This window comes from Oerskovia douganii, assembly GCF_015142735.1.
Taxonomy (GTDB): Bacteria; Actinomycetota; Actinomycetes; order Actinomycetales; family Cellulomonadaceae; genus Oerskovia; species Oerskovia douganii.
In genome coordinates this window covers 107,911-120,573 of sequence record NZ_JACSPN010000009.1, presented here as the reverse complement: position 1 = coordinate 120,573, position 12,663 = coordinate 107,911, and the positions used below count along the sequence as shown (strand labels likewise).

The window sequence follows — 12,663 nt, the reverse complement described above, 5'->3', positions numbered from 1 at the left end:
CCCCCCCCCCCCCCCCCCCCCCCCCCCCCCCCCCCCCCCGCGCCGGTCGAGGGCCTCTGCTCAGCCGGTCAGGCGTGTCCGGAAGATCGCCGTGCCCGGCAGGTAGGCGCCCCGGACGGGTCCCCAGCCGCCCCAGACCTCCTGGTTGTCTGCCGGCCACTCCGGCTCGACCACGTCCTCGATCGCGAGACCCGCACCCACGACCTCGCGCACGTGGTCCCCGAGCGTGCGGTGGTACTCCGCGTAGGTGACGCGACCGGAGGTGTCGGTCTCGACGTAGGGGCGCCTGTCGAAGTAGGAGCGGTGCGCCGTCAGGCCCCGTTCGCTCGGGTCGTCGGGGAATGCCCAGCGCACCGGGTGGGTCACCGAGAAGACCCACGAGCCCCCCGGGCGCAGGACGCGAGCGGCCTCGCGGTGGATCGAGGCGGCGTCGGGCACGAAGGGGATGGCGCCGAACGAGGTGAAGGCGACGTCGAAGCTCGCGTCCGCGAAGGGGAGGCGGCGTGCGTCGGCCTGGACCAGCGGCACGGCGATGCCCGTCGACGCGTTGAGCCGCGCGCCCGCTGCGAGCATCCCGCCCGAGACGTCCGTCGCGACCGCCTCGACGCCGCGCGACACGAGCCACCGCGAGCACTGGGCGGCACCCGCCCCGAGCTCGAGCACGCGCCGTCCTGCGAGGTCGCCCAGGAGGTGCGCCTCGGACTCGCGCAGCCCCTCGGGGCACCAGCAGAAGTCGACCGCGCCGAGGAAGTCCCCGTGCTCGTCGAGGTACTCCTCGGCGTTGGCGTCCCACCACGAGCGCCCGGCCGCCCCGCCCTGTGCAGGGGGGACGTCGCGGTACCCGACCGAACCGATCGTCTCATCCGTCATGCATCCATCGTCTCGTGCCGAGGGTCGTTCCACGGCATCGTCCCTGGTGGTCGATAGGCTGAGGGCTGGTCGGTCGAGCGAAGGCGCTGGTCCGCCTTCCGACGATCACTCATCACGAGACGAGGTTCGAGTTGCGCATCGGTCTGCTCACAGGTGGCGGGGACTGCCCCGGTTTGAACGCGGCCATCAGGGCCGTCGTCAAGCAGGGGATGGGCGAGTACGGTCACACCATCATCGGTTTCCGGAACGGGTGGAAGGGCGTCGTCGACGGCGACATCATCCCGCTCGGACGCCAGGACATCCGGAACGTGCTCCCTGTCGGAGGGACCCTCCTCGGCACGGCGCGCTTCCACCCGCACGCGTCCGACGGCGGGATCGACGCGGTCCTCGCGACGGTCGAGGCGGAGCGGCTCGACGCCATGATCTGCATCGGTGGTGACGGCACGCTGCACGCCGCGAGCAAGGTCGCGGACGCCGGCGTCAACATCGTCGCGATCCCCAAGACGATCGACAACGACGTGGAGGGCACCGACCTGTCGATCGGCTTCCACACGGCCGTGAACATCGCCACCGAGGCGATCGACCGCGTCCACACGACCGCGGAGAGCCACAACCGCGTCATGGTCGTCGAGGTCATGGGGCGTCACGCGGGCTGGATCGCCGTCAACGCGGGGATCGCCGGCGGCGCCGAGGTCGTCCTCGCGCCCGAGGACCCGTTCGACATGGACGCCATCGAGAAGTTCCTGCGCCACCGTCACCGCGCGCACGCGAACTTCTCGATCGTGGTCGTCGCCGAGGGGGCGGTGCCCCGCGAGGGCGGCAGCATGGAGTTCACCCAGGAGCTCGGGAAGTACGGCGAGATCATCGCGGGCTCGATCGGCGAGCGGGTCTCGGCCGAGATCGCCCGCCGCACGGGCTTCGACACGCGGCTCACGGTCCTGGGGCACGTGCAGCGTGGCGGGGAGCCCACGCCCACCGACCGCATCCTCGGCAGCCGGTTCGGGGTCGCCGCGGTCGACGCGATCTCGCGCGGCGAGTCGAAGGTCATGACGGCGCTGCGCGGCGAGAGCGTCGTGCTCGTCCCGCTCGACGAGATCGCAGGCAAGGTCAAGCACGTCCCCGCGGAGCTGCTGCGGGTCGCGCACGCCCTGTCCTGACCCGGGATCGCCCTGCCCGTCGGCCGCTCGTGGCTTCGCGAGCGGCCGGCGCGCGTGCGGGCGCAGCCGGTCGTGGGGACGGGGAGGGGATCCCGAGGTGACGGAGCACACGTGAGAGCGCGTGCAACGCCACGCTCTCCCTTTGACCGCTCCGCCGATCCGTCGATAGGATGTCTGACGGTGCAGTGCGCCTACCGCCCTACCTCCCGCCGAAGACTCGACGCGTGTCCGCTCGTGTCCGTCGTGGCGGGGCCGTTCCGTGCTCGGAGCGGAGGTCACCGGTGGTGACCACCACAGCAACATCCCTATCCGAACTACTTCCTGTCCGCATCGGAGCATCGAACTCAATGACCATCTCCACCCCCGCGAAGTCCGCACCTCAGGTTGCCATCAACGACATCGGCACCGAAGAGGACTTCCTTGCCGCCATCGACGCCACCATCAAGTACTTCAATGACGGTGACATTGTCGAAGGCACGATCGTCAAGGTCGACCGCGACGAGGTTCTCCTCGACATCGGCTACAAGACCGAGGGCGTCATCCCCTCCCGCGAGCTGTCCATCAAGCACGACGTGGACCCCGGGGACGTCGTCAAGGTCGGTGACGCAGTCGAGGCCCTCGTCCTCCAGAAGGAGGACAAGGAAGGTCGCCTGATCCTCTCCAAGAAGCGCGCTCAGTACGAGCGTGCCTGGGGCACGATCGAGAAGATCAAGGAAGAGGACGGCGTCGTCACCGGCACCGTCATCGAGGTCGTCAAGGGCGGCCTCATCCTCGACATCGGCCTGCGCGGCTTCCTGCCCGCGTCGCTGGTGGAGATGCGCCGCGTCCGCGACCTCCAGCCGTACGTCGGCAAGGAGATCGAGGCGAAGATCATCGAGCTCGACAAGAACCGCAACAACGTCGTCCTGTCGCGTCGTGCGTGGCTCGAGCAGACGCAGTCCGAGGTTCGCTCGACCTTCCTGCAGACCCTGCAGAAGGGCCAGGTGCGCCCCGGTGTCGTCTCCTCGATCGTCAACTTCGGTGCGTTCGTGGACCTCGGCGGCGTCGACGGTCTGGTGCACGTCTCCGAGCTGTCCTGGAAGCACATCGACCACCCCTCCGAGGTCGTCGAGGTGGGCCAGGAGGTCACGGTCGAGGTCCTGGACGTCGACTTCGACCGCGAGCGCGTCTCCCTGTCGCTGAAGGCGACGCAGGAGGACCCGTGGCAGACCTTCGCCCGGACGCACGCCATCGGTCAGGTCGTGCCGGGCAAGGTCACGAAGCTCGTCCCGTTCGGTGCGTTCGTGCGCGTCGAGGACGGCATCGAGGGCCTCGTGCACATCTCCGAGCTGGCTGTCCGCCACGTCGAGCTGCCCGAGCAGGTCGTCAACGTCGGTGACGAGGTCTTCGTCAAGGTCATCGACATCGACCTCGAGCGTCGCCGCATCTCGCTGTCGCTCAAGCAGGCCAACGAGGGCGTGGACCCGGAGTCGGACGACTTCGACCCCGCGCTGTACGGCATGGCTGCCGAGTACGACGAGCAGGGGAACTACAAGTACCCCGAGGGCTTCGACCCCGAGACCAACGAGTGGCTCGAGGGCTTCGAGGCTCAGCGCGAGACGTGGGAGTCGCAGTACGCGAAGGCTCACGAGCGCTGGGAGGCTCACCGCAAGCAGGTCGCCGAGGCTCTCAAGGCCGACGACGAGGCTGCGACCTCGGGCGAGTCCTCCGCCAGCTCCGCTGCCACCTACTCCTCGACCCCGGTCCAGGAAGAGGCTGCCGGCACGCTGGCCTCGGACGAGGCGCTCGCCGCTCTGCGCGAGAAGCTCACCGGTAACTGATCTCCTCCTGGCCTCACGGCCGGGGTGACGTCATGACGAGGCCCGCCACCTTCGGGTGGCGGGCCTTCGTCGTGCCCGGACGTCGTGAGGGCTCGGGCGGTCACGCCTGGTGCTCGATCCGGCCGCAGGGCGTCCTGCGTGCGTCGATCCTGCACGGACGCACAGGCCGCCGACCGCACCCGTGGCCGTACCCCGCAGGCCGCAGCCGCGCCACGGCGCCCGCGTGTCCTCGGGGCGCCGGTGCCCCGGGGAGCCGACAGGGCGCCGACGGGCGCGGCGTCCTGCGGGCTCACACGGGGAGCGGCTCCGCGTCGTCGTCGGACCTCAGCGCCTCGCCGGACGTGCCCGCCTCGGCCGTGGTCGCGAACTGGGTCCGGTAGAGCTCGGCGTAGAGCCCGCCGTGGACCAGCAGCTCGGAGTGCGTGCCGGTCGCCACGACGTGCCCCTGGTCGAGCACGACGATCATGTCGGCCTGGCGGATCGTGGACAGACGGTGGGCGATCACGAGCGACGTCCGTCCGTCGAGCGCGGCGTCGAGCGCGAGCTGGACCGCTGCCTCCGACTCGGAGTCGAGGTGGGCCGTGGCCTCGTCGAGCACGACGAGTGCCGGCGCCTTGAGGAAGAGGCGGGCGATCGCGAGCCGCTGGCGTTCGCCGCCCGAGAGCCGGTAGCCGCGGTCGCCGACCACGGTCTCGAGGCCGGCGGGCAGGGACTCGACGAGCTCTGCGACGTGCGCCTGGCGCAGGGCGGTCCACAGCTCGGCGTCGGTGGCGTCCGGCTTGGCGTACCGCAGGTTGCCGGCGATCGTGTCGTGGAAGAGGTGCGCCTCCTGGGAGACGACTCCCACGGTGTCCTGCAGCGACCTCTGGGTCACTTCCCGCAGGTCGCGTCCAGCGATGCGCACCGCACCGTGCGTGGGGTCGTACATCCGCGTGACGAGCTGGGAGATCGTGGTCTTGCCTGCGCCCGAGGGGCCGACGATCGCGACCATCGCGCCGGCCGGGACCTCGAACGAGACGTCGCTGAGCGTGTCGGTGGTGGGGTCCGAGCTCACGGTCGCGACGGCCTCGAGCGACGCGAGCGAGACGTCCGCGGCCCCGGGATAGCGGAAGGTGACGTGGTCGAGGGCGAGGGTCGCGCCGTGGCGGGCGACGTCGTCGGACAGGTCGCTCGCGTCCGGGGCGTCGGTCACGGACGGCTCCAGGTCGAGCACCTCGAGGACGCGCTCGAAGCTGACGAGCGCCGTCATGACGTCGACCTGGACGTTGGAGAGCGCGGTGAGCGGCCCGTAGAGGCGCGCGAGGTAGGCCGTGAGGGCGACGACGACGCCGACGGTGAGCGTGCCACGGATGGCCATGACGCCCCCGAGCCCGTAGACGATCGCGACCGCGACGGACGCGACGGTCGTCAGCGCGACGCGGAAGACCGTGGCGTACATGGCGGCCGTCACCCCGATGTCGCGGACGCGGCCGGCCTGCTCCGCGTATGTCGCGGACTCCTGCTCGGGTCGTCCGAAGATCTTGACGAGGTGGGCACCTGCGACGTTGAACCGCTCGTTCATCATCTGGGCAGCGTCGGCGTTGAGGGTGTAGCTCTCGCGCGTGATCCCGGCGAGCCGACGTCCGACCCAGCGGGCGGGCAGGACGAACACGGGCAGCAGCGCGAGCGCGATGAGCGTGAGCTCCCAGGACATCGAGAGCATCGCGGCGAGCACGAACACGACCGTGAGCAGGTTCGAGAAGACGTTGGACAGCGTGGAGGTGAACGCCTGCTGCGCGCCGAGCACGTCGCCGTTCAGGCGCTGGACGAGGGCCCCGGTGCGCGTGCGGGCGAAGAACGCGAGGGGCATGCGTTGCACGTGGTCGAACACCGCGGTGCGCAGGTCGAGGATGAGGCCCTCGCCCACGCGGGCGGAGAACCAGCGCTCGCCGACGCTGAGCAGCCCGGACGCGAGGGCGATGCCCGCGACGACGAGCGAGATCTCGACGACGACGTCGACCCGCCCGGCCGTGATGCCGTTGTCGATGAGGTACTTGAACAGCAGCGGGGTCACGGCGCCCGCGGCGGCGTTGAGCGCGATGAGCACCATGAACACGGTGAGCTGCGCCTTGTACGGGCGCGCGAAGCCGAGGATGCGCCGGACGGTGCCGCGGTGGAGCCGCTGCTTGGTGATCGAGGAGTCCTGGCGGAAGGTGCGCATGCCGGAGCCGCCGCCGAAGGATGAGGGGAAGGACACGTGGCCTCCAGGAGGTCGGAGGGAGCAGCGGAGGAGGGGCCTCGACGCCGTTAGTGAGCCTACCTCACCATGAGGTGGTTCACAATGCTTCGGCGGGCGACTAGTCTCGTGCCTGTGACGACAGACATCGACGCCGAGAACGCCGAGTTCCTCACCCTCCTGCACGCCGCGATGCGTGCGGTGCGGCGCGAGGCGGGGGAGCGTCTCGGTCGGGCCCGGACGACCCCGGGGCAGTACCGCATGCTGCGCGCCCTCGCGCACTGCGACGGCCCCCAGCGTCCCAGTGCGCTGGCCTGCATGCTCGACGTCGCCCCCCGGTCCGTCACCTCGAAGGTCGACGACGCCGAGGCCGCCGGGCTCGTGCGCAGGCTGCCCGACCCCACGGACCGTCGAGCGACCCTCGTCGAACTGACCGAGGACGGCCGACGCACCCTCGCAGCGGTCGCCGCCGAGCGCGAGACCAGCGCAGGGACGCTCCTGTCGCGCCTCGACGCCGACGACCGGCACGAGCTCATCCGCCTGCTGCGCGTCGTGGCCGACGAGCCCGGCCCGGCCCCGGGGCGTGCGCACGAGGCTTGACTGGCAGGATGGACCCATGTTTCGCGTAGGCCTGACCGGCGGGATCGCAGCAGGAAAGTCCGTGGCCCTCGATCGGTTCGCCGAGCTCGGGGCCTGCGTCATCGACGCCGACGTCCTCGCACGCGAGGCGGTCGCTCCCGGCACCGTGGGGCTCGCGGAGATCGTCGAGGCGTTCGGCGCCGACGTCCTCGCGCCCGACGGATCGCTCGACCGTGCGCGGCTCGGGACGATCGTGTTCGGCGACGACGCGGCCCGCGGCAGGCTCAACGGGATCGTCCACCCCGAGGTGCGGCGCCTGTCCGCCGAGCGCGAGGCCCTCGTCGCCGCACGCGACCCGCGCGCCGTCGTCGTGCACGACATCCCGCTGCTCGTGGAGACGGGGCAGGCCGAGTCGTTCCACCTGGTCGCCGTGGTCGTGGCTCCCGAGGACGTGCGCCTGCGGCGCCTCGTCTCCGTGCGGGGCATGAGCGAGGACGAGGCCCGGGCGCGCATCGCCGCGCAGGCCACGGACGCCGAGCGGCTCGCGGTCGCCGACGTCACGCTCGACGGTGGCGGCGCCCCGGAGGCGCTGCGCGCCGAGGTCGACGTGCTGTGGGAGCGGATCGTCCAGGAGACGGCCGAGGAGCTCGCGTGACCGTCCTGCTGTCCGGGTTCGAACCGTTCGACGGCGCCGCGACCAACGCGTCCTGGCAGGCCGTGCGTGCGCTGCGCGACACGTGGCACGGGGACGAGCGGCTCGTCGCGGTCGAGCTCCCGTGCACGTTCGCGGGGGCGTGGCCCGCGTTGCGGGCGGCCGTCGAGGAGCACCGGCCCCGGGTCGTGGTGGCTGTCGGCCTCGCCGCCGGGACGAGCGCGCTCCGCCTCGAGCGCGTCGCGATCAACGTGGTCGACGCGCGCATCCCCGACAACGCGGGGGAGGCCCCCGTCGACGTGCCCGTGGTCGAGGGAGGGCCGGTCGGCTACCTCACGACCCTGCCCCTCAAGCCTGTCCTGGTCGCGGTGCGTGAGGCCGGGGTCCCCGTCGCGGTGTCGAGCACCGCGGGGACCTACGTGTGCAACGCGACGTTCTACGACCTCATGCGGTGGGCGGACGGGCGCGACGGCGTCCGGGCCGGGTTCGTGCACGTCCCCGAGGTGAGCGCGACGGGAGCGCCCGGGAGCCAGGGGCCCGACGGTGCGTCCCTGCCTCTCGCCGCGGTCGTCGAGGGGCTGCGGGTCGTCGTCGAGACGGCCCTCGCGGATCTCGACGCCGAGCCCGCGCGCGGCGACGGTCGTCCGGCGCACGTCGCGCCCCTGGCGGTCTCCGGGGGGACCGAGCACTGACGAGGCTGCCTGCCTCCCGGCCGGCGCCCGCGCCTCGGCGGTGACGGTCGCCGGAGGACGGCCGAGGCCCCCAGGTGTGCCTACCTGGGGGCCTCGGCCGTCGTGCTGCGTCGCCCGGTCGTCAGCGCGACGCGGCCGCGCGTCGGCGTGCCAGCAGGACCAGCCACGTGCCGCCCGCGAGGAGCGCCACGGCGATCAGGACGATCACGGCGGTCTGCGCGCCCGTGGCGGCGAGGCCGCCGTCCTCCGTGGCGGCTGCGCCGGGCACGTCCTCGTCCTGCACCGGGTTCGCTGCGCCGGGGGCAGGGGTGACCGGGTCCGCGACGGGCGTGGTCTCGTCGAGCGGGGCCGGGGTGGTGGCCGTCGGCGTGGGGACCAGGCTGCCCTCACCCGGCTCGCCGGGCTCCACGCTCGGCTCGTCGGTCGAGCCGGGCTCGTCGGTGGGGTCGGACGGCTCCTGCCCGCCACCGTCGGTGCCCGTGGTCGGGGGGACGGTCAGGGTGCACCCGAACGCGCCCGAGCCGATCCACGGGTAGCTGTGGTGCTCGAGACCGGCGGGGCCCGCGGCACCGGCGAAGCTCAGGTCGCCTCCGACGTACAGCCGTCCGTTGGTGCTGGTCTTGATCTCGACCGTGCTGCTCGCGGAGGGCACGAGCACGCTGCCGACGAATTGGTCGGCGGTCCCGAGGGTCACCGACGTCGCCTCGGAGAAGTTCCACAGGACGCGGCCCGCGAACGTCCCGATGCTCGCGCTCGTGGCGACGTCGTCGACCCGGCGCGCGTTGAGCGCCTGGTAGTTGGGCGAGAAGTCGACGCCGTCACCCGAGACGTTGATGACGACCGGCGTGCCCGCGGCGAGGCCCGAGTACCTGACCTCGCGGATCGAGTTGAGCTGCGCTGCGCTGACGGAGAAGACCTGCGTGCTCCGGGTGCCGTCGCCGACGAACGAGACCGCGTTCCCCTCGATCTGCGTGCGGCCGTTGACCGGGGTGCGGGCGAGGTCCTGGGAGATGCTGCCCAGCGAGCTCCCGAGCGCGGCGTACGGGGCGAGGGCCTTCGCGGAGCCGACGCCTTCCGTGACCTCGGCGGACACGCTCGCGTCGCCCGTGCCGTTCGTCTCGAGGTGGTTCTTGCCGACGATCTTGCCCCCGACGACGACAGCGCCGCCCGGGTCGGTGCCGAAGCCGACCTGCACGGGGCCGCTCTCGAGCGTCAGGTCCTTGCCGACGACGAGCATGGCGGCACCCCCGGCGGGCGTGACGCCCGATCCTCCGCCGACGGTGCCGACGTTGAACTGGCCCGAGGAGAACGTGGCGTCGCCCGCGACGACGAGCAGGCCCTCGGACTCGGCCGCGGCGGGGTGGGCCACGTAGTTCCCCCCGACGTAGACGGCGACGCCCGTGTCCAGCACGAGGTTGCCCGGCCCGGTGGTGATGTCGGGGAAGACGCCGTCAGCGGGGCACGTCGACGGAGCCTTCGTGGTGGACGCGGGGGCTGCGAAGGCCGCGGGCGCTCCTGCGGCACCGAGCAGGCCTGCGGTCAGCGCACCTGCGGTGAGCAGGCCGAGGAGGGGGCGCCGGGGTGCCCTGCGTGTCGAGCTGAGGAACATCGTCGTCTCCGGGAGAGGGTCGAGGCTGAAAGTAAGGTTTGCGTACTAATCAACGGCACGTCGTGGCCCGCTGTCGGGTTTGGTGAGGGATGTCACGAGAAGCGTGGGATCACCGCGACATTAGGGGCGGCCTTCGCGACACGCCAAATCTTCAACCGGGTGAAAACCGGCGCCGATCCTCACGACGGCGCCTCGGCGGCCGATGGGGCCGACGGGCCGAGCGGCCGGTTGTCGGTGGCTCGCCGTACCGTGGAACCATGCGACCTGTCACCGATCTCCAGCGCACCGTCGCCCCGTTCGAGGTCATCTCCGACTACACCCCGTCCGGAGACCAGCCCACGGCCATCGCCGAGCTCTCCGAGCGCCTGCGCGCGGGCGAGAAGGACGTGGTGCTCCTCGGGGCCACGGGTACCGGGAAGTCGGCGACGACGGCGTGGCTCATCGAGGAGCTGCAACGGCCCACCCTGGTCATGGCGCCCAACAAGACCCTGGCGGCGCAGCTGGCGACCGAGTTCCGGGAGCTGCTCCCCAACAACGCGGTCGAGTACTTCGTGTCGTACTACGACTACTACCAGCCCGAGGCCTACATCGCGCAGACGGACACCTACATCGAGAAGGACTCCTCGATCAACGACGAGGTCGAGCGCCTGCGTCACTCCGCGACGTCGTCGCTGCTGACGCGCCGTGACGTCGTCGTGGTGGCCTCGGTGTCGTGCATCTACGGCCTGGGCACGCCGCAGGAGTACGTCGACCGCATGGTCCGGCTCGACGTCGGGGACCAGGTCGAGCGGGACGCGATGCTGCGCCAGTTCGTCACCATGCAGTACACGCGCAACGACATGGCGTTCACGCGCGGCACGTTCCGGGTGCGCGGCGACACGGTCGAGATCATCCCGGTCTACGAGGAGCTCGCGATCCGCATCGAGTTCTTCGGCGACGAGATCGAGGCGATCCACCTGCTCCACCCGCTCACGGGAGAGGTCGTGCGGTCGGAGACGAGCGTCAACCTGTTCCCCGCGACGCACTACGTCGCCGGCCCGGAGCGCATGGAGCGCGCGATCACGTCGATCGAGACCGAGCTCGAGCAGCGGCTCGCGGAGCTGGAGCGGCAGAACAAGCTCCTCGAGGCGCAGCGTCTGCGCATGCGCACCACCTACGACATCGAGATGATGCGCCAGATCGGGTCGTGCTCGGGGATCGAGAACTACTCGCGGCACATCGACGGGCGAGAGCCCGGCACCGCGCCGCACACGCTGCTGGACTACTTCCCCGAGGACTTCCTCCTCGTGATCGACGAGTCCCACGTGACCGTGCCCCAGATCGGGGCGATGTTCGAGGGTGACATGTCGCGCAAGCGCAACCTCGTCGACCACGGCTTCCGCCTGCCGAGCGCCATGGACAACCGGCCGCTGCGCTGGGAGGAGTTCGTCGAGCGGATCGGGCAGACGGTGTACCTCTCGGCGACGCCGGGCAAGTACGAGCTCTCGATGTCGGACGGCGTGGTCGAGCAGATCATCCGCCCCACCGGTCTGGTCGACCCGGAGATCGTGGTCAAGCCGACCACGGGGCAGATCGACGACCTGCTCCACGAGATCCGTGAGCGGGTCGAGCGCAACGAGCGCGTCCTGGTCACGACCCTGACCAAGAAGATGTCCGAGGACCTCACGGACTACTTCCTGGAGCGCGACGTCCGGGTCCGGTACCTGCACTCCGAGGTCGACACGCTGCGCCGCGTCGAGCTCCTGCGCGAGCTGCGGATGGGGGAGTACGACGTCCTGGTCGGCATCAACCTGCTCCGCGAGGGGCTCGACCTGCCCGAGGTCTCGCTCGTCGCGATCCTCGACGCGGACAAGGAGGGCTTCCTGCGATCGGGCACGTCCCTCATCCAGACGATCGGTCGTGCGGCGCGCAACGTGTCCGGCCAGGTCCACATGTACGCCGACAAGATCACCCCCGCCATGGCCCAGGCGATCGAGGAGACCACGCGGCGCCGCGAGAAGCAGGTCGCGTACAACCTCGAGCACGGTGTGGACCCCATGCCGCTGCGCAAGAAGATCGCCGACGTCACGGACATGCTCGCCCGGGAGGACATCGACACGCAGGAGCTCCTCGCGGGCGGCTACCGGCAGCCCGGCAAGGGTCGCGCCCCGGTCCCCGGCGGCCCCAAGGAGGGGGCGACGTCGAACCGGCTGGCGGGGGTCGCGGCGGGCGAGCTCGCCGACCTCATCCAGGAGCTGAGCGACCAGATGCACGCCGCAGCGGCCGAGCTGCAGTTCGAGCTCGCCGCGCGCCTGCGCGACGAGATCTCCGGGCTCAAGAAGGAGCTGCGGCAGATGCAGTCGGCCACCGCCTGACGACACGCCCTGACGACGGCGACCGCCTGCACGGGGCGCCGCCGGACGCCAGGGCACCGCCCGACCGACGCCGTCGGCCCGGCGCTCGGGAGAGGACGAGGGATCACATGGCACGCACGGTCCAGATCACGTTCGACGCAGCGGACCCCCGGGCGCTCGCGGCCTTCTGGTGCGAGGCGCTCGGCTACGTCGCGCAGCCACCGCCCGACGGGTTCGACGACTGGGAGGCCGCGATGGCGTCCTGGGGCATGAGCCCGGACCGGTTCAACGCGTTCGCCGCGATCGTGGACCCGGACGGCGTGGGGCCACGGATCTTCGTCCAGCAGGTCCCCGAGGGCAAGACGGCCAAGAACCGCATGCACATCGACGTGGGGGTCGACGGACAGGGCGACGAGAGGGTGCGCAACGTCCGCTCGCACACGCAGCACCTCGTCTCGCTCGGGGCGACCGTGCTCCAGGAGATGGACGAGGACGGTGAGTTCTGGATCGTCCTGCAGGACCCCGAGGGCAACGAGTTCTGCGTGCAGTGAGCACCTGACGGGCGCCGCGGCGGGAGGCGTGCCGGAAGAACCGCACGGCTCGACGCGTTGTGGGAGGCGAGGGGGCCGGCATCGCACGATGCCCTATGCTTGCTCGGTTGAAGGGGAGTATTCCTGAACACGGTGATGTCGTCATCACGGTCGGCGCAGTCGTCGGCCCGGTGTCACCGGTCCTG

10 protein-coding genes are annotated in these 12,663 nt (G+C 71.2%); 7 read left to right on the top strand and 3 right to left on the bottom strand.

Going from position 1 to position 12,663, the window contains the following annotated elements:
• Positions 1-60: 60 nt before the first annotated feature.
• Complete coding sequence (locus H9623_RS09115; protein WP_193719734.1) at positions 61-870, bottom strand: class I SAM-dependent methyltransferase; 810 nt, start codon at positions 868-870, stop codon at positions 61-63.
• Between the two features lie 131 nt (positions 871-1,001).
• Between H9623_RS09115 and H9623_RS09110 the strand changes: the two genes are divergently transcribed.
• Together H9623_RS09110 and rpsA are read left to right on the top strand one after the other, a co-directional pair.
• Positions 1,002-2,027 carry a 6-phosphofructokinase gene (locus H9623_RS09110; protein WP_193719733.1) on the top strand — a complete coding sequence of 342 codons (1,026 nt, stop codon included), beginning with the start codon at positions 1,002-1,004 and terminating at the stop codon, positions 2,025-2,027.
• A gap of 347 nt (positions 2,028-2,374) precedes the next feature.
• Positions 2,375-3,847: a 30S ribosomal protein S1 gene (gene rpsA, locus H9623_RS09105; RefSeq protein ID WP_191790319.1), complete on the top strand. Its 1,473-nt coding sequence runs from the start codon at positions 2,375-2,377 to the stop codon at positions 3,845-3,847.
• Positions 3,848-4,136: 289 nt separating this feature from the next.
• Here rpsA and H9623_RS09100 read toward each other — a convergent pair whose 3' ends face one another.
• Positions 4,137-6,047 (bottom strand): ABC transporter ATP-binding protein, encoded by a 1,911-nt coding sequence (locus H9623_RS09100; RefSeq protein WP_193719755.1) that lies wholly within the window; start codon positions 6,045-6,047, stop codon positions 4,137-4,139.
• A gap of 150 nt (positions 6,048-6,197) precedes the next feature.
• Between H9623_RS09100 and H9623_RS09095 the strand changes: the two genes are divergently transcribed.
• From H9623_RS09095 to H9623_RS09085, 3 genes are read left to right on the top strand one after another with little or no spacing between them, the layout of a single operon-like run.
• Positions 6,198-6,662, top strand: coding sequence for a MarR family winged helix-turn-helix transcriptional regulator (locus H9623_RS09095; protein ID WP_193719732.1), 465 nt, complete (start codon positions 6,198-6,200; stop codon positions 6,660-6,662).
• A gap of 16 nt (positions 6,663-6,678) precedes the next feature.
• On the top strand, positions 6,679-7,296 hold the full coding sequence (gene coaE / locus H9623_RS09090) for a dephospho-CoA kinase (RefSeq protein WP_193719731.1): 618 nt from the start codon (positions 6,679-6,681) through the stop codon (positions 7,294-7,296).
• The gene (locus tag H9623_RS09085; RefSeq protein ID WP_193719730.1) at positions 7,293-7,985 is read left to right on the top strand and encodes a pyroglutamyl-peptidase I; all 693 of its coding nucleotides are present in this window, start codon (positions 7,293-7,295) and stop codon (positions 7,983-7,985) included. The genes coaE and H9623_RS09085 overlap by 4 nt, the downstream gene beginning before the upstream one ends.
• Positions 7,986-8,106: 121 nt before the next feature.
• On the opposite strand, the gene H9623_RS09080 is transcribed toward H9623_RS09085, so the two are convergent.
• The gene (locus H9623_RS09080) at positions 8,107-9,594 is read right to left on the bottom strand and encodes a choice-of-anchor A family protein (RefSeq protein WP_193719729.1); all 1,488 of its coding nucleotides are present in this window, start codon (positions 9,592-9,594) and stop codon (positions 8,107-8,109) included.
• Positions 9,595-9,851: 257 nt separating this feature from the next.
• Between H9623_RS09080 and uvrB the strand changes: the two genes are divergently transcribed.
• Together uvrB and H9623_RS09070 are read left to right on the top strand one after the other, a co-directional pair.
• Complete coding sequence (gene uvrB / locus H9623_RS09075) at positions 9,852-11,948, top strand: excinuclease ABC subunit UvrB (protein WP_193719728.1); 2,097 nt, start codon at positions 9,852-9,854, stop codon at positions 11,946-11,948.
• Positions 11,949-12,055: 107 nt separating this feature from the next.
• Positions 12,056-12,478, top strand: coding sequence for a VOC family protein (locus H9623_RS09070; RefSeq protein WP_193719727.1), 423 nt, complete (start codon positions 12,056-12,058; stop codon positions 12,476-12,478).
• The last annotated feature ends 185 nt before the right edge of the window (positions 12,479-12,663 follow it).